A 17,525-nucleotide genomic window follows, 5' to 3' on the forward strand; every position below is an offset into this window, starting at 1 on the left:
CGCAAAACTCCTTCGCTCGCTCATTCGTCATGCCCGCGCGGCGACGCCAGCACGGGGTGGGCCACGGCGCCAGCGCCGGTCCCGGGGGTATCGGTCAGGGGCGCGGTGTGGCTGCCGTGCTGCTGCAGCGGCCGGTTGCCGGCCAGGCGGCGCAGCGCCACGTAGAACACCGGCGTGAGGAAAAGGCCGAAGGCCGTCACCCCGATCATTCCGGCGAACACCGCCACGCCCATGGCGCTGCGCATCTCGGCGCCGGCACCGGTGGACAGCACCAGCGGCAGCACGCCCATCACGAACGCCAGCGACGTCATCAGGATGGGGCGCAGCCGCAGGCGGCTGGCCTCGATGGCGGCCTGCACCGGCGTGCGGCCGGCAAACTCCAGTTCGCGGGCGAACTCCACGATCAGGATGGCGTTCTTGGCCGACAGCCCCACCAGCACGATGAGCCCGATCTGCGTGAACACGTTGTTGTCGCCGCCTGACAGCCACACGCCCGTCATCGCAGCCAGCAGGCCCATGGGAACGATCAGGATGATGGCGATGGGCAGCGTGAGGCTTTCGTACTGCGCGGCCAGCACCAGGAACACCAGCAGGATGGCGATGGGGAACACCAGCACGGCGGAATTGCCGGCCAGGATTTCCTGATAGGTCAGCTCGGTCCATTCGAAGCCGATGCCCTGCGGCAGCGTCTCGGCGGCGATGCGCTCGATGGCGGCCTGCGCCTGGCCCGACGAGAAGCCGGGCGCAGGCCCGCCGTTCACGTCGGCCGACAGGAAGCCGTTGTAGCGCATGGCGCGCTCGGGGCCGAAGCTGGGTTCGAGCTTCATCAGCGCCGACAGCGGCACCATCTCGCCGGTGGTGGAGCGCACCTTGAGCAGGCCCACGTCCTCGGCACGCGCCCGGAAGGCCGCATCGGCCTGCACGCGCACGCTGTAGGTGCGGCCGAACTGGTTGAAGTCGTTGGCGTACAGGCTGCCCAGGTAGATCTGCAGCGTCTCGAAGATGTCCGTCACCGGCACGCCCAGCTGCCGCGCCTTGGTGCGGTCGATGTTGGCGTACAGCTGCGGCACGTTGACCTGCCAGCTCGTGAACAGGCCGGCGAGTTCCAGCGTCTGGTACGCCTTGCCCATGAAGGCCTTCACGGCGGCGTCCATGGCCTCGTAGCCCAGCGAGGCGCGGTCTTCGATCTGCAGCTTGAAGCCGCCCGTCGTGCCCAGGCCGGCCACCGGGGGCGGCGGGAACATGGCGATGAACGCATCCTGGATGCTGCCGAAGGCCTGGTTCAACTGGCCCGCGACGGCACCGCCGCTCTGGTCCGCGCGGCCGCGCTCGGCGAAGGGCTTGAGCGTGACGAACACGATGCCCGAATTGGAGCTGTTGGTGAAGCCGTTGATCGACAGCCCCGGGAAGGCGATGGCGTCTTCCACGTTCGGGTTCTTCTTGACGATCTCGCCCATGCGGCGGATCACGTCCTCGGTGCGGTCCAGCGTGGCGCCGTCGGGCAGCTGCGCGAAGCCCACCAGGTACTGCTTGTCCTGCGCCGGCACGAAGCCGCCGGGCACGACCTTGAACAGGCCCCAGGTCGCGGCCACCAGCGCGGCGTAGATCACCAGCATCAGCGCCTTGCGGCCGATGACGCGCTTGACGCCGCCGCTGTAGGCCTCGGAGCCGCGGTGGAACACGCGGTTGAACCCGCGAAAGAACCCGCCCAGCACCTTGTCCATGCCGCGCGTCAGCGCATCCTTGGGCTCATGGTGGCCCTTGAGCAAGAGCGCGCTCAGGGCGGGCGACAGCGTGAGCGAATTGATCGCCGAGATCACCGTGGAGATCGCGATGGTCACCGCGAACTGGCGGTAGAACTGCCCCGTGAGCCCGCTGATGAAGGCCAGCGGCACGAACACCGCCACCAGCACCAGCGCGATGGCGATGATGGGGCCGGACACTTCGCGCATGGCGCGGTAGGTGGCCTCGCGCGGGGTCAGGCCCGCCTCGATGTTGCGCTCCACGTTCTCCACCACCACGATGGCGTCGTCCACCACGATGCCGATGGCCAGCACCAGCCCGAACAGGGACAGCGCGTTGATCGAAAAGCCCAGCAGGTGCAGCACCGCGAACGTGCCCACCACCGACACCGGTACGGCCAGCAGCGGAATGATGGAGGCGCGCCAGGTCTGCAGGAACAGGATCACCACGATCACCACCAGCGCCACGGCTTCCAGCAGGGTCTGGATGACGGATTTGATGGAGGCGCGCACGAACTGCGTCGGGTCGTAGGCGATGCGGAACTCCACGCCCTCGGGCATGTTCTTTTGCAGCTCGGCCATGGTCTTGCGCACGTTCGACGAGATGTCGAGCGCGTTGGAGCCCGGCGCCTGGAACACGCCCATGCCCACGGCCGGGTCGTTGTTGAGCAGCGAGCGCAGCGAGTAGTCGGCCGCGCCCAGCTCCAGCCGGGCCACGTCGCGCAGGCGCGTCACTGCGCCGTCGCTGCCGGTCTTGACGATGATGTCGCCGAACTCCTCTTCGGTCTGCAGGCGGCCCTGCGCATTGATCGACAGCTGCATGTCCACGCCGGGCAGGCCGGGCGACTGGCCCACCACGCCGGCCGCGGCCTGCACGTTCTGGCCGCGGATGGCGGCCACCACGTCGGCTGCCGACAGGCCGCGCTGCGCGACCTTCTGCGGGTCGAGCCAGGCGCGCATCGAATAGTCGCCGCCGCCGAAGATCTGCACCTGGCCCACGCCCTGGATGCGGGCGAGCCGGTCCTTCACGCTGAGCACGGCGTAGTTGCGCAGGTAGTCGATGCCGTAGCGGCCATTGGGCGAGACCATGTGCACGACCATGGTCAGGTCGGGTGCGCTCTTGACCGTGGTGACGCCCAGCCGGCGCACTTCCTCGGGCAGGCGCGGCTCGGCCTGCGAGACGCGGTTTTGCACCAGCTGCTGCGCCTTGTCGGGGTCCGTGCCCAGCGCGAAGGTGACGGTCAGCGTCATCACGCCGTCGGTCGTGGCCTGGCTGCCCATGTAGAGCATGCCCTCCACGCCGTTGATGGATTCCTCCAGCGGCGTGGCCACGGTCTCGGCGATCACTTTGGGGTTGGCGCCCGGGTACTGGGCGCGCACCACCACGGAGGGCGGCGCCACCTCGGGGTACTCGGAGATGGGCAGCGCGCGCAGCGCGATCAGCCCGGACAGGAAGATGAGCACCGACAGCACCCCGGCGAAGATGGGGCGGTCGATGAAGAAGCGGGAGAGATTCATGGTGTTCTTTCGGGGCGCTCCGCGATCACGCCGCGGGCTGCTTGGCGGCGGCGCGGGCCTCGGCGCCATCGCCGGCCATGCCGGCCTTGGCGGTCATGGGTACGTCCTGGGGGGAGACCTGGGCGCCGGGGCGCACGCGCTGCAGGCCGTTGACGACGATGCGCTCTCCGGCCTTCAGGCCCGAGGTGACGACGCGCAGGCCGTTCACCGGCGCGCCCAGCTGCACCTCGCGGTACTCGGCCTTGTTGCCCTCGCCCACCACCATCACGTACTTCTTGTTCTGGTCCGTGCCCACGGCGCGCTCGTTGATGAGCACGGCCTGGGTGTTCTTGACCTGGCCCATGCGGATGCGCGCGAACTGGCCGGGCATGAGCACCCCGTCGGCGTTGTCGAACACGGCGCGCACGCGCACCGTTCCGCTGCGGGCATCCACCTGGTTGTCGATGAGCTGCAGGTGCCCGGTGTGCGGCGTGCCGCCGGCCGTGCCCGTGCCCATCTGCACCGGAATGCTCTCGATCAGGGTGCGCGCGCTCTTGCCCGAACGCAGGCCCTCCAGCGCCTTCGCCACGATCTGCTCGTCGGTGTCGAAGCTCGCGTAGATCGGGCTCACCGACACCAGCGTGGTCAGCACCGGCGCGCCGGCGCCCGCGGCCACCAGGTTGCCCACGGTGACCTCGATGCGGCCCACGCGGCCCGCGACCGGGGCGCGCACCTGGGTGTAGCCCAGGTTCAGGCGCGCCGTCTGCAGTGCGGCCTGCGCGGCGCGCAGGTTGGCGTCGGCCTCGCGCTGGGCATTCATGCGTTCGTCGTGCTCGCGCTGGGCGATGGCACGCTCTTCCCACAGGCGCGTCGCGCGCTCCATTTCGCTGCGGGTGTAGGACACGCGGGCCTGCGCGGCGACCACCTGGGCCTCGGCGCGGTCCACCTCGGCGGCGTAGGGCGCGGGGTCCACGGTGACCAGCAGGTCGCCCTGCTTGACCAGCGAGCCTTCGCGGAAATGCACGGCCTGCACGGCGCCGCCCACGCGCGGGCGGATGTCCACGCGCTGCACGGCTTCGAGCCGGCCGGAGAACTCGTCCCACAGCGCGATCTCCTGCTGCAGCACGGCGGCCACCGAGACGGGCACCGCGGGCAGCGCGGCTTCCGGGGCCGGGGATTCGGCATGCGAGCTGGGCAGCCCGAAGAGCGTGCCGCCCGCGGCGGCGATGGCGGCCGCGGCGCCGGCGGCAGCCCACCAGCGGCGACGGGAAGGGGAAGTGTGTTGCGGGTTCATGGTGGAAGTCCTCCGGGTTTTTTCAAAGCAAAAGTCGAAATCGATCGGGCAAGGGTTGCCCCTTCCGGCCCACGGGGGCCAGAAAACAAAAGGGACGCAGCAAGCAGCGGAAAGGCGGCGAAAGGCGGGTATTGCGGGTCGCCGAAGCGGATCGCAGTATCAAACCTCAACCGGGGTTGAGGTCAATGCACCCCGCTGGTCAGCGCGCGGGCAGGTCGGTGGTGGTGAGGGTCAGGGTGCAGGACATCGGGTGGCCTCGAAGAAACGGCTGAACTGCGCCTGAACCTCGGGCGCACAGGGGCATTCGCCCGAACCGGGCTGCAGCAGGGCATCGGGCCACTGGTTCGCCTTGGCGAACACGTGCTGCGTGACTTCCAGTCCCGCCGCCTGCAGCCGGTTGGCGTAGGCGAGGGCTTCGTCGCGCATGGGATCGTCGTCGCCCACCAGCACCAGCGTGTGCGGCAGGCCGGCCAGCCGCTGCGCCATCGCCGGCACGGCATAGGGGTGTTCGGCATCGCGGGTGCAGCGCAGGAACTGCAGCCAGCCATCGGCCCACTTGCAGGCGGTCGATTCGCCCATGGCGGCTCGCACCGAAGGCGTGGCGCCGCAGGGGTCGAGCATGGGCGACAGCAGGATCTGCCCGGCCAGCGGCGGATGGGACTGGTCGCGCGCCATCAGCGCCACGCCCGCGGCCAGGTTGCCGCCGGCCTCCTCCCCCGCCACGTACACTCCGGCGCCGGGACCGGCCAGGCGGGTGCGGTGCTTGTGCGCCCACTTGAGCACCAGGTAGCCGGCGTCCACCGGCTGCGGGAAGGGATGGTCGGGCGAGAGCGGGTACGCCACCGACACCACCAGCGCGCCGGCGCGCTCCAGCAGCTGGGCCACCGTGCAGCCGTTGTCCAGATCGCCCGCCACGAAGGCGCCGCCATGGAAGTGCACCACCAGCGGCAGCGTTTCCTTGGGCTTCTTGCGGCCGTACATGCGCACGGACACTTCCTGCCCCTTGGCCACCTCAATGGTGGTGTCGGTGCAGGTGGAAGGCGATGGCGATGGGGTGAAGGTGCTGGACATGGCGGTGACCGGACAAGACCGGGTGATGTGAAATGTAGCGACGCAGCCGCCGACGATAAACCAGCCAAATGCCACAGCTCTGTTTCCGATTGCCGAACAATCGGCGGCACGGGCCCGTGTGAGAATTCCTTGGCCCCATTCGGGGCCAGAGAGAACAAGGAGGGCCCATGGACCAGATCCAGGCCATGCGGGTTTTTGCAAGGGTGGTGGAGGCAGGCACGTTCACGCGGGCGGCCGATTCGCTGCAATTGCCCAAGGCAACCATCACCAAGTACGTGCAGGCGCTCGAGGCGCGGCTGCGCGTGAAGCTGCTCAACCGCACCACGCGGCGCGTGACCGTCACGGCCGATGGCGCGGCCTACTACGACCGCACGGTGCGCCTGCTCGCCGATTTCGACGACATCGAGGCGAGCATGACGCACGCGCGCGCCACGCCCAGCGGCCGGCTGCGCGTGGACGTGGGCACTTCGGTGGCGCGGCTGCTCATCATTCCGCGGCTGGAGGAGTTCCATGCGCGGTTTCCCGACATCCAGATCGACCTGGGCGTGAGTGACCGGCCGGTGGATTTGATCGGCGACAACGTCGATTGCGTGATCCGCGGCGGCGAGCTGACCGACCAGTCGCTGGTGGCGCGGCGCATCGGCAACCTGGCCTTTGTCACCGTGGCCGCGCCCTCCTACCTGGAGCGCTACGGCACGCCCACCCACCCCCTCGATCTGGAGGGCGACCACAAGAGCGTGATCTATTTCTCGCCGCTGTCCACCCGCCGCTACCCGCTGGAGTTCGTGCGCGACGGCGAGATGATCGAGGTCACCGGGCCCTCGCAACTGGCGGTGAACGAGTCCAACGCCTACTCGGCGGCGCTGGTCGCGGGGCGCGGCGTGGGGCAGATCACGCTGTTCCAGGCGGCCCGGCAACTGGAGCGCGGCGACCTCGTGCGGCTGCTGCCCGAGTGGTCCATTCCGCCCATCCCGATCTACGTGGTGTACCCGCCCAACCGGCACCTGAGCGCCAAGGTGCAGGCCTTCGTGGACTGGGCGGCCGAGCTGTTCGCCAGCGAGCGGTATCTGCAGACCTGAACGTTTGCTATATTTTTCATAGCTACACGCCTTAGTATCGATTGCACTGGGGCCCTTTTCGATGCATACCCGCGCGAGGCCGCCCCCCACCGGCCGCGCGGGGCCGTATGCTCCCCGGCATGACCGAACCCGAAGTCCCCGAACCTGGCGAAACCCCCGCCCCCAGCGCCACCAACGCGCCCTCCACCCCGAACGCCACGCCACCCGCGCCACCGGCCAGGCAGCCGCGCAACCCCCTGCACGGCATCACGCTCGAAGCCATCGTGGTCGCGCTGCACGACTACTACGGCTGGGAAGGCCTGGCGCAGCGCGTGGCCCTGCGCTGCTTCGAAAGCGATCCCAGCGTGGCGTCCAGCCTGAAGTTCCTGCGCAAGACGCCCTGGGCGCGCGAGAAGGTCGAGAGCCTGTACCTGTTCATGCTGCGCGAGCAAAAGCGCCAGGGCGGTGGGCCGGGCTGAACGCGGCCGGCCCTGACAACCAACCCATCCCCGACGGCCCATTCGCGCTGCGCCAGCGCAGCTCAGGCGCTCGGGCCGTGCATTCGTCGCAATCGGCTCGCGGCCGCAGGCCCCGGTGGGCACATTGGAGGCACGGAGAGGCACACGCCTGTCCTGATCCCCCAACCCGCCCCAGGAGCCTTCCATGCCCACCGTTTTCGACCGCCGCAACACCACCGCCTCGCCCCACACCCTGGCGCGCACGGCCCTCGCCGCCTGCGCCCTGCTCACGGGCTCCCTGACCATGGCACAGACCAGCGCGCCGCCGGATGCGGCCACCGCAGCCGCGACTGCGCCCCGAGTGGTTGCGATGGATGCCCCCGCAGGCCGCACGCGCGCCGAGGTGATCGCCGAGCTGCAATGCGCGCGGGCCTCGGGCGAACTGGAGGCCATGGCGATGCAGTCCTATGGCATGCCCACCCCGCCCGTGAACCGGGCCGTGCCCGAATGCGCCGCAGCGGGCGGCACGGCCGTGGCCGGCAGCGCCGCCTCCCGCCCGGCCCCATGAGCCGCGGCGGGCCGTGCTTCAGGCCGGCACGGGCACCAGGAAGTCGCGGCTGATGCCCGCGCCCAGCTCGTTCACCCGGTCCAGGAACTGCGTGAGGTACGCATGCAGCCCGGTGGACAGGATCTCGTCGATGCGGCCGTAGCGCAGGTCGGCCAGCAGCCGGCCCGCCTTGCGCTGGGTTTCCGACGACTGGTCGTTGGCCACTACCGCGAGGTTCTCGCCCACCTCGTGCAGGCTGGCGTGCAGCGAGCGCGGCATGTCGCGGCGCAGGATGAGCAGGTCGGCCACGCGCTCGGGCGTGATGACGTCGCGGTACACGCGGCGGTACACCTCGAACGCCGACACGCTGCGCAGGATGGCGCTCCAGTGGTAGAAATCGAATTCCTGCGGCGCGGCCCGGCTGCGGTCGCGCGTGCCCGATCCGTGGAAGTCGCTCTGCACCGCGTGGAACTTCACGTCCAGCAGCCGTGCGGTGTTGTCCGAGCGTTCGAGGAACGTGCCCAGCCGCAGGAAATGAAAGGCCTCGTCTTGCAGCATGGTGCCCAGCGTCACCCCGCGCGACAGGTGCGAGCGGTACTTGACCCATTCGAAGAACTGGCCCGGATCGCGCTCGAACAGGCTGCCTTCCAGCTGGCGGTGCAGCTCCAGCCAGGTCTGGTTCTGCGTTTCCCAAACCTCGGTGGTGAGCGCCCCGCGCACGGCCCGGGCGTTCTCGCGCGCGGCGCGCAGGCACGACAGGATGGACGACGGGTTGTTGCCGTCGCGCACCATGAACTCCAGCACCCCTTCGCGCGTGACCTCGCCGTGCCGCGCGGTGTAGGCGGGGATCAGTTCGCTGATCGACAGCAGGCCCAGCCAGCTCTCCTGCGCCACGTCGGCCGACTGCGGGAGCAGCGAGGTCTCATAGCTCACGTTGAGCATGCGGGCGGTGTTTTCCGCCCGCTCGGTATAGCGGGACATCCAGAACAAGTGATCGGCAGTGCGGCTCAGCATGCGGCCTCCCCGGGCAGAAAACCCCGCACGCGCTGCGCGCGCACGCGGTGTGTTGACGAAAGCCCGCCTGCAGCGGCCTTTTCTGCCCGCTCGGTGTAGCAGGACATCCAGAACAGATGATCGGCAGTGCGGCTCAGCATGCGGTCTCCCCGGCAGAAATTTCGAAACGAAGGGTCTGATGCGTCATGCAACGCTCCCCTCTTCTCCCAGCACCCAGGTGTCCTTGGTGCCCCCGCCCTGCGATGAATTCACCACGAGCGAGCCCTCCTTGAGCGCGACGCGCGTGAGGCCGCCGGCGGCCATCTGCACCTTCTGGCCGCTCAGCACGAAGGGGCGCAGATCGATGTGGCGCGGAGCGATGCCCGATTCCACGTAGGTCGGGCAGCTGGAGAGCGACAGCGTGGGCTGGGCGATGTAGCCCGAGGGGTTGGCCAGCACCGCGGCGCGGAACTCCTCGATCTCGGCTTTCGTCGCGGCCGGGCCGATCAGCATGCCGTAGCCGCCGGCGCCGTGCACTTCCTTCACGACCAGTTCGTGCAGGTGGTCCAGCACGTAGGCCAGGTCGTCGGGCTTGCGGCACACCCAGGTGGGCACGTTGGCGAGGATGGGCTCCTCGCCCAGGTAGAAGCGGATCATGTCGGGCACGTAGGGGTACACCGACTTGTCATCGGCGATGCCCGTGCCCACGGCGTTGCAGATCGCCACGTTGCCCGCGCGGTAGGCGTTCATGAGGCCCGCGCAGCCCAGGGTGGAGGTGGGTCGGAAGACCTGGGGATCGAGAAAGTCGTCGTCCACGCGGCGGTAGATCACGTCCACCTGCTTGAGGCCGCGCGTGGTGCGCATGTACACGAAGTTGTCCTTGACCACGAGGTCCTGGCCCTCGACCAGTTCCACGCCCATCTGCTGAGCGAGGAAGGCGTGCTCGAAGTACGCGCTGTTGTACATGCCGGGCGTGAGCACCACCACCGTCGGCTGCGCCGTGGCGGCGGGAGCGCTGGCGCGCAGGGTGTCCAGCAGCAGGTCGGGATAGTGGGCGACCGGCGCCACGCGGTGCGTGCGGAACAGCTCCGGGAAAAGCCGCATCATCATCTTGCGGTTTTCCAGCATGTACGACACGCCCGAGGGCACGCGCAGGTTGTCTTCCAGCACGTAGTAGATGCCGTTGCCGCTCGCGTCCGGGGCGCGCACGATGTCGATGCCGGCGATGTGCGCGTACAGGTCGCGCGGCACGTCCACGCCGGCCATCTCGGGCCGGTACTGGGCGTTCTTGAGGATCAGGTCCGAGGGGATGATGCCGGCGTGCAGGATGTCCTGGCCGTGGTAGACGTCGTGGATGAAGCGGTTGAGCGCCGTGACGCGCTGCACCAGCCCCTGCTGCATGCGCGCCCATTCGTGCGCGGGAATGATGCGGGGGATGAGGTCGAAGGGAATGAGCCGCTCGGTGCCGGCGCCGTCCTCGTCCTTGGCGCCGTACACCGCGAAGGTGATGCCTACCCGGCGAAAGATCATCTCGGCCTCGGCGCGGCGCGCCTGCATGGCCTCGTCTGGCTGGCCCGACAACCATTGGCCGTAGCGCTTGTAGTGGGGGCGCACGTCGCTGCCGTCGGACGGCAGCATCGTGTACATCTCATCGAACTTCTGCATAACTGGTGCCTCCTGCAACCAGCATAGCAAGTTGTGAGCCGGGTTTTGGCGACTGGCGGGCACGGGCGCGTTTTACCGCTCGCACGCCGGGGTGATGGCGCGCCGTCCTCACGGCAACGGGGCAGGCGCGTGGTGCCAGTAGCGCCGGCCCGCGTCGCGTTCGCACCGCCATTGTCCGGGCGCCTCGGACGCCCAGGTGGCGGCGCCGCAGCGCGGCGAATCGAGCAGCACGGCGCCCCGCTCGCGGTACCGCGCCACCACCTCCGGCGCGGGGTGGCCGAATCGGTTGCGGTAGCCGGCCTGCACCAGCGCGGTGCGGGGCCGGGCCGCATCCAGCAGCGCGGGCGTGGAAGACGTCTTGCTGCCGTGGTGCGGCACCAGCAGCACATCGACCGGCGCGATGGCGCCACGCGCCACCAGCGCGGCCTCCTGCGCCTGCTCGATGTCGCCCACCAGCAGCGCGGACGGCGCGGCGCCCTGCCCCGAGGTGCCTTGCGGCGCTGGGGCGGCCGTGATCCGCAGCACGCAGCTCAGGGTGTTGGGCCGCACGGCAGGCCGGGGCCCGTCGGATGGCAGCGATGCCTGCGCCTCCAGCGGGTGCAGCACCTCGAACAGCACGCCGTCCCAGGCCCACCGCTGGCCCGCCAGGCACGGCGCCGCGGGGCGCAGTTGCTGCAGGGCGTGCTCATTCTCGATCGAACCCATGAGCCCCGCCTGCGGCTGCTGCGCCAGCACGGCGGCGGCCCCGCCGGTGTGGTCGGTGTCGCGGTGGCTCAGCATCAGCAGGTCGATGCGCTCGCCCATGCTGCGCAGCAGCGGCACCAGCACGCGGTCGCCCGCATCGCTGTCCAGCCCATAGCGGGGCCCCGCGTCGTACAGCATGGCGTGGCGCGCGGTGCGCACCAGCACGGCCTGGCCCTGCCCCACGTCGGCGGCCAGCAGGTCGAACTGGCCCGGCGGCGGGCGGTGCGGCTGCCACCACAGCACGGGGATCAGCAGCGGCACGCCCAGGGCCCGCAACGGCCAGGGCCAGCGCAAGGCCAGCAGCGTGCCCCCCGCCACCCCGGCCACGCCCGCCCACACCGGGGCGGCGGGCAGCGACACCGCGGCCCACGGCAATGCGGCCAGCCACTGCAGCAGGCCGGCAAACGGCAGCACGCACCACGCGGCGGCGGTCCACAGCGGCGCCCACAGGGTGCCCGCCAAAGCCAGCGGCGTGACCACCAGCGTGATCCAGGGAATCGCCACCAGGTTGGCCAGCAGGCCGACGACGGACACCTGCCCGAACAGCAGCAGCGTGAGCGGCGTGAGGGCGAGCGTGACCACCCATTGCTCGCGCAGCATGGATGCCAACCGGCCCGATGCCCTAGATTCATTTGCCTCTTTTGCTATTGAATCAGTAGCAAAAAGCACTGCCACCGCGACGAAGCTCAGCCAGAAACCCGCCTGCAGCAGCGCCCAGGGATCGGCCAGCACGACCACGGCACAGGCCAGCAGCCAGACCTGGGGCCAGGGCCAGCGCCGCCCGGAAAGCCGCAGCAGCGCCACGGTGGCGAGCATGCACACCGTGCGCTGCGCCGGCACGCCCCAGCCGCTGAACACGGCATAGGCCCAGGCCAGCAGCACGCCCCCGGCCAGCGCCGCCGTCGGCGCCGGCAGGGCCAGGCACCAGCGCGGCACGCGGCGCCACAGCGCGCCGACCCCCGCTGCGGCCAGCCAGGCGAACAGCGTGATGTGCAGGCCCGAGATGCTGACGAGGTGCGCCACGCCCGTGGCCCGGAATACGTCCCAATCGGCCCGGTCGATCGCGCGCTGGTCGCCGGTGACCAGCGCGGCCACCACGCCCGCGGCGCGGGTGCGGGCGGCGTTGCCGCCATCGTCCAGGCCCGTGCCGGCATCGACCGGCGCGAGATGGGCCAGGATGGCATCGCGCACTGCCTGGCGCGCCCGCTGCACCGGGTAGCGCCAGGTCGCCTCCAGCCGCCGGGGCGGTTCGTCCCGCGCGCCGGTGCGCACGTAGCCGGTGGCCTGCACGCCCTGCTCCCACCACGCCAGCTCGGCATCGAAACCGTGCGGGTTGCGCAGGCCGTGGGGTGCCTTCAGGCGCACGGTCATGCGCCAGCGCTCGCCGGCCTGCACCTGGGTGGACAGCCGCCGCACGTCCGCCGCGCCAGCGGCTTCGCCGAAGGTGCCCACGTACCAGGCCACATCGATCACCGGCGGCACCGCGACCGCCTGGCCGTCCAGCACTGCCGATTCCACCGCCATGCGCAGGCGCACGCCGGAGTCGCCGGTCTGCGGCATGGCGGCCACCACGCCCACGATGGCGATGTCGCGGCCTTCCAGCGCCGGCGGCAAGGCACCCTGCAGGAACAGCAGCGCCCGCAGCCCGGTCGCGCCGCCCATGAAGACCAGGCCGCAGGCCAGCATCCACCCGCGCGAGCCACACCAGGCCGGCCGCCGCACGCGGCCCGACGGCACCACCGCCGCGGCGGCCCCCAGCAGCCCGCCCAGCGCCGCCGTCGCATAGGCGGCCAGCGGCCACAACGCCGCCTGCGTCAGCTGCAGCGCCGCACCCGCGAGCACCCCGGCCAGCCACCAGGGCCAGCGCCAGGGGCGCGCCATGGCAGGCGTGGCGAGGACGGCAGGGGCGGGAGACGGCTGCAGCATGCGCGGATGCTAATGGCGGTCGGCGGCAGCGTTTCCTTTTAGCGACAGCCTGGCGCTTTCCGCCTACTGGCATAGCCCATCTTCATGGCCAACCTAGGGTCGATTCACCTTTACTTTTACAGAATGTTGCTTATCATTTGAATCATATTTATCAAATACCGCGTTTAGGAGTGCCATATGTCGCTGCGAAATCTCACCGTCAAAGCCCAGTTGACGCTTTCTTTCGGGGTGCTGGCCTTGCTGGTGCTGATGGCCTCCAGCGTGGCGGTTTGGGGGCTCAATGGGGCCAATGAGAACTTCAGCGACTACGTGAATGGCGTGGCCGCACGCGCCAAGCTGTCCGAACAGATCCGCATGGCGGTGGATCGCCGGGCCATCGCGGCCCGCAATCTGGTGCTGGTGAAGAGCGATGCCGACGTGGCGGTGGAAAAGGCGGCGGCGATCGAGGCGCACAAGGACGTGCAGGCCAACATGGCCAAGCTGAAAGACATGGTCAGCCACGGCGAGGTCCCGCCGGCCGTCCGGAGCCTCGTGGGCGAGATCGACAAGGTGGAGCAGGCCTACGGCACCGTGGCCCTGGACATCATCAACCTGGCCGTGTCGGGCCAGCGCGAACAGGCCACCACCAAGATGAACGCGGAATGCCGCCCCCTGCTGGCGGCGCTGATCGCCAAGACGAACGAATACTCGCTCGCCACGGACCAGCGGGCGATCGCCCTGGTCAAGGAGGCGGAGGCCGAATTCCGGTGGCAGCGGTCCCTGCTGCTGGGCGCCTGCCTGCTGGCCTTCGCCGCGGCGGCCATCGCCGGCGTGCTGATCACGCGCAGCCTCACCCGCTCGCTGGGTGCCGAGCCTTCCGAGCTCAGCTCCGCAGCCCAGCGCGTGGCGCAGGGCGACCTGTCCGACATGGCCGGCCTGGCCAACGCCCTGCCCGGCAGCGTGCTGGCCTCGCTGGGCACCATGCAGCAGAGCTTGGTGTCCATCGTGGCGGAGGTGCGCAACGCCAGCGACTCCATCGCCACCGGCTCGATGGAAATCTCCACCGGCAACACCGACCTGAGCCAGCGCACCGAAGAGCAGGCCAGCGCGCTGGAGCAGGTGGCATCGACCATGGAACAGTTCAGCACCACGGTGCGCAACAACGCGGACAACGCCAAGCAGGCCGATCAACTGGCCCAGGATGCGACCACGGTGGCCACCCAGGGCGGCGGCGTGGTGACCCAGGTGGTCAAGACCATGAAGGACATCAACGACAGTTCGCGGCAGATCTCCGACATCATCGGCGTGATCGACGGCATCGCCTTCCAGACCAACATCCTCGCCTTGAACGCCGCCGTGGAAGCCGCCCGGGCCGGCGAGCAGGGCCGGGGCTTCGCCGTGGTGGCCTCCGAGGTGCGCAGCCTGGCCGGCCGTTCGGCCGACGCCGCCAAGCAGATCAAGGGCCTGATCGGCACCAGCGTGGAGCGGGTGTCGCAAGGGTCCGAACTGGTGGACGAGGCCGGCCGCACGATGCAGGAAGTGGTCGGCGCGATCCAGCGCGTGACCGAAATGGTGGCGCAGATCCGCGGTGCCAGCGCCGAGCAGAGCGCCGGCGTCGGGCAGATCAGCCAGGCCATCAGCCAGATCGACCAGACCACGCAGCAGAACGCCGCGCTGGTGGAAGAAAGCGCCGCCGCCGCGCAGAGCCTGGAGCAGCAGACGCGCCGGCTGGTGGACGCGGTCGCCATCTTCAAGCTCGATGCCCAGGCCATGCTGTCCGCCTCCGGCCAGCCGGCCCTGCGCAGCCCCGCCAAGGCCGCCCTGCCCCCGGCCTTCCAGCCTCGCCGCCCCGCCCTGGCCTGAGCGAACGGACGCCGCCGCCCTCCAGGGCGGCCGCGAGGAACGACGAACGCAGAGAACCGCCAGCCGGTTGTGCAACACTTGCGCGCTGCGCCGCAGGCCCCCGGGGCTTGCGGCCTTTTTCTGCCTTCTCACTCCTCCCGTTGCCAAGGAACACCATGAGCGTTTACGACAAGCTGAAAGAACTCGACATCACCCTGCCCCCCGTCTCGGTCCCCGCCGCGGCCTACGTGCCCTACGTGCAGACCGGCAACCTGGTGTTCCTGAGCGGGCACATCGCGCGCAAGGACGGCAAGCCCTGGGCTGCGCAGTTCGGCCGCAGCATCACCACCGAAGAAGGCAAGGCGGCCGCGCGGGCCGTGGCCATCGACCTGCTGGGCACGCTGCATGCGGCCACCGGCGGTGACCTGAACCGGGTCAAGCGCATCGTCAAGGTGATGAGCCTGGTCAATTCGACGGGCGAGTTCACCGAACAGCATCTGGTGACCAACGGCGCGAGCGAACTGTTCGGCCAGGTGTTCGGCGACAAGGGCGTGCACGCCCGAAGCGCCTTCGGCGTGGCGCAGATCCCCATGGGCGCCTGCGTGGAAATCGAATTGATCGCCGAACTGGGCTGATCGCGCGCCCTCGTTCGCGCAAGGGGTGGCTGGCGCAGGCCTGGGCCTGGGGCGCCCACCCCGTCGAGACCGGGACCCGCTCGCGCTGCGGGTCACCCCTGCTTTCGACGGCCCCCCTCGCGATGGCCCCACGGCCGGCAGCCCCCTGATGCATCGGGGCTTCGCAGCCGGTGCGTGTCAATGATTCCCTAGAACGACGTCCAGTCATCGTCCCCACCGCCCGCCGTCGCGCGCGCGGCGGCTGCAGGCTTCGGGGCAGGCGCGCTGCCCTTCGATGGGGACGGGCTGGCAGGCGCGGGGCGGCCTCCTGCGGCCGCTGCGCTGACCGGTGCGCCTGCAACCTGGAGCGCGGGCGCGGGCGTTGGCCTGGGCCCCTGGGTCGGCACCTTGGCCGGCGCCTTCGCCGGTGCGGCAACGGCACGCGGTGCCGGACGCGGTGGCGTGCTCGGTGCCGGACGCGGTGCCAGGCGCGCTGTCGGCGCGGCCACCGGGGCCTGCGCCGCCGCGGCGCCCGTCGCAAAACCCGCCCCGTGATCCACCCGGAACACCGACACGGTGCGGGTCAACTGATCCGCCTGCTCGCGCAGGCTCTGGGCCGCCGCGGCGCTTTCTTCCACCAGCGCCGCGTTCTGCTGGGTCATCTGATCCAGGTGGCCCACGGCCTGGTTCACCTGCGAGATGCCGGCGCTTTGCTGCGACGTCGCGGCCGTGACCTCGCCGATCATGTCGGCCACACGCTGCACGGACTGCACGATGTCCGCCATGGTGGCGCCCGCATCCTGCACCAGGCGCGAGCCCGCATGCACCCGCTCCACCGAGGCGCCGATCAGGCCCTTGATCTCGCGCGCGGCCTCGGCGCTGCGCCCGGCCAGCAGGCGCACCTCGCCCGCCACGACGGCGAAGCCCCGGCCCTGCTCGCCCGCACGCGCCGCCTCCACCGCGGCGTTGAGCGCCAGGATGTTGGTCTGGAAGGCGATGCCGTCGATCACGCCGATGATGTCCTCGATCTTGCGGCTTCTTTGCTGGATCTCCTCCATCGTGGCCACCACCTGCGCCACCACATCGCCGCCGCGCCGCGCCACGCCCGAGGCGCCCTCGGCCAGGCCGCTGGCCTCGCGGGCGCTGCCGGCGCTTTGCTGCAGGGTGCTGGAGAACTGCTCCATGGTCGCGGCGGTCTGCTGCAGGTTGCTGGAGGTCTGCTCGGTGCGCGCGGACAGGTCCTGGTTGCCCGCAGCGATCTCCGCGCTGGCGATGGCGATGCTGTCGGTGCTGCGGCGCACCTGCTGCACCATGCGGCCCAGCGAGTCGCCCATGGTCTGCAGCGAACGCAGCAGATCGCCCAGCTCGTCACCGCGCACCGAGGTCTGGGTGGCACTCAGGTCGCCGCCCGCGATGCGCGCGGCCAGCGCGTTGGCCTCGGCCAGCGGCTGCTGGATGCTGCGGATCAGCACATACGCACCCGCCACCATGCACGCCACCAGCAGCGCCACGGCCAGGGCACCCACGCGCACGGTCACCAGCCGCTCGGCCGCCACGGCCTGCTGCCCGGCCTGGGCGTTGCGCTGCTGCAGCTGCACGAAGTCGCGCAGGGTCTGCAGGTAGGCGGCCACCGCCGGGCTGTAGCTTTGCTTGACCAGCGCCGTCGCTTCGGCCTGCTGGCCATCGGCCTTCAATTGCCGCGCCCGCGCACGCAGCTCGGTCATCGTCTTGCGGGCGGTGGCGATGGCGGCCATCTGCGCCTTGTCGGCCTCCGAGAGCGGCAAGGCCTCCAGCGATTTCTGCACCTCGGTGATCTGCGCGGAGGTGGCGGCGATCAGGTCCTTGAACTCCGCCTCCATGGCCGGGTCGCTGCTCACGATGATGGCCTGCGTGCGCGCGGCGTTGGTCTCGGTGAGCCCGGCCCAGCGCAGGGCCGCCTCGACCCGCATGGTCATGTCGGCCGTGACCTGCGCGGAGCGCGCCTGCGTCGCGGCCGAGCGATAGGCCGAGGTACCGACCACGGCGGCCAGTGCGATCACGATCGCGACGACGGCCCCCCACAGCTTGTGGGAAATGCGCAGATTTTTCATGGCCG

The 17,525-nt window shown here is 70.2% G+C and carries 12 protein-coding genes and 1 pseudogene; 5 read left to right on the top strand and 8 right to left on the bottom strand.

Going from position 1 to position 17,525, the window contains the following annotated elements:
- Positions 1–20: 20 nt before the first annotated feature.
- The 3 genes from AVMA1855_RS00470 to AVMA1855_RS00480 form a co-directional block, all read right to left on the bottom strand.
- On the bottom strand, positions 21–3,260 hold the full coding sequence (locus tag AVMA1855_RS00470) for an efflux RND transporter permease subunit (protein ID WP_284424194.1): 3,240 nt from the start codon (positions 3,258–3,260) through the stop codon (positions 21–23).
- A 25-nt stretch (positions 3,261–3,285) separates the two neighbouring features.
- On the bottom strand, positions 3,286–4,533 hold the full coding sequence (locus AVMA1855_RS00475; protein ID WP_284424195.1) for an efflux RND transporter periplasmic adaptor subunit: 1,248 nt from the start codon (positions 4,531–4,533) through the stop codon (positions 3,286–3,288).
- Between the two features lie 231 nt (positions 4,534–4,764).
- Positions 4,765–5,604 (bottom strand): alpha/beta hydrolase, encoded by an 840-nt coding sequence (locus tag AVMA1855_RS00480; RefSeq protein ID WP_284424196.1) that lies wholly within the window; start codon positions 5,602–5,604, stop codon positions 4,765–4,767.
- Between the two features lie 167 nt (positions 5,605–5,771).
- On the opposite strand from AVMA1855_RS00480, the gene AVMA1855_RS00485 reads away from it, so the two are divergent.
- The 3 genes from AVMA1855_RS00485 to AVMA1855_RS00495 all read left to right on the top strand — a co-directional run bounded on the left by AVMA1855_RS00485 (position 5,772) and on the right by AVMA1855_RS00495 (position 7,688).
- Entirely contained in the window at positions 5,772–6,683 is a 912-nt protein-coding gene (locus AVMA1855_RS00485) for a LysR family transcriptional regulator (protein WP_284424197.1), read from the top strand.
- A 119-nt stretch (positions 6,684–6,802) separates the two neighbouring features.
- The gene (locus tag AVMA1855_RS00490) at positions 6,803–7,141 is read left to right on the top strand and encodes a VF530 family protein (RefSeq protein WP_284406043.1); all 339 of its coding nucleotides are present in this window, start codon (positions 6,803–6,805) and stop codon (positions 7,139–7,141) included.
- Positions 7,142–7,325: 184 nt separating this feature from the next.
- Positions 7,326–7,688: a DUF4148 domain-containing protein gene (locus AVMA1855_RS00495; protein WP_284411479.1), complete on the top strand. Its 363-nt coding sequence runs from the start codon at positions 7,326–7,328 to the stop codon at positions 7,686–7,688.
- Positions 7,689–7,706: 18 nt separating this feature from the next.
- Here AVMA1855_RS00495 and AVMA1855_RS00500 read toward each other — a convergent pair whose 3' ends face one another.
- The 4 genes and pseudogenes from AVMA1855_RS00500 to AVMA1855_RS00510 form a co-directional block, all read right to left on the bottom strand.
- A complete protein-coding gene (locus AVMA1855_RS00500) occupies positions 7,707–8,681 on the bottom strand; it encodes an alpha-E domain-containing protein (RefSeq protein WP_272568093.1) in 975 nt (324 codons plus the stop codon).
- A gap of 71 nt (positions 8,682–8,752) precedes the next feature.
- Positions 8,753–8,821 (bottom strand): annotated as a pseudogene (locus tag AVMA1855_RS26690) (alpha-E domain-containing protein); the annotation flags it as partial.
- A 43-nt stretch (positions 8,822–8,864) separates the two neighbouring features.
- Entirely contained in the window at positions 8,865–10,325 is a 1,461-nt protein-coding gene (locus AVMA1855_RS00505; RefSeq protein WP_284424198.1) for a circularly permuted type 2 ATP-grasp protein, read from the bottom strand.
- A gap of 108 nt (positions 10,326–10,433) precedes the next feature.
- Positions 10,434–12,995 (bottom strand): DNA internalization-related competence protein ComEC/Rec2, encoded by a 2,562-nt coding sequence (locus AVMA1855_RS00510; protein WP_284424199.1) that lies wholly within the window; start codon positions 12,993–12,995, stop codon positions 10,434–10,436.
- A 177-nt stretch (positions 12,996–13,172) separates the two neighbouring features.
- Here AVMA1855_RS00510 and AVMA1855_RS00515 point away from each other — a divergent pair, with 177 nt between their 5' ends.
- Positions 13,173–14,837, top strand: a complete 1,665-nt coding sequence (locus AVMA1855_RS00515) for a methyl-accepting chemotaxis protein (protein ID WP_284424200.1) — start codon at positions 13,173–13,175, stop codon at positions 14,835–14,837.
- Positions 14,838–14,992: 155 nt separating this feature from the next.
- Entirely contained in the window at positions 14,993–15,451 is a 459-nt protein-coding gene (locus tag AVMA1855_RS00520) for a RidA family protein (protein ID WP_272568083.1), read from the top strand.
- A gap of 188 nt (positions 15,452–15,639) precedes the next feature.
- Here AVMA1855_RS00520 and AVMA1855_RS00525 read toward each other — a convergent pair whose 3' ends face one another.
- Positions 15,640–17,520 (bottom strand): methyl-accepting chemotaxis protein, encoded by a 1,881-nt coding sequence (locus AVMA1855_RS00525; RefSeq protein ID WP_284424201.1) that lies wholly within the window; start codon positions 17,518–17,520, stop codon positions 15,640–15,642.
- Positions 17,521–17,525: the final 5 nt, after the last annotated feature.

Origin of the sequence: Acidovorax sp. SUPP1855 (assembly GCF_030158955.1) — a bacterium.
Taxonomy (GTDB): domain Bacteria; phylum Pseudomonadota; class Gammaproteobacteria; order Burkholderiales; family Burkholderiaceae_C; genus Paracidovorax.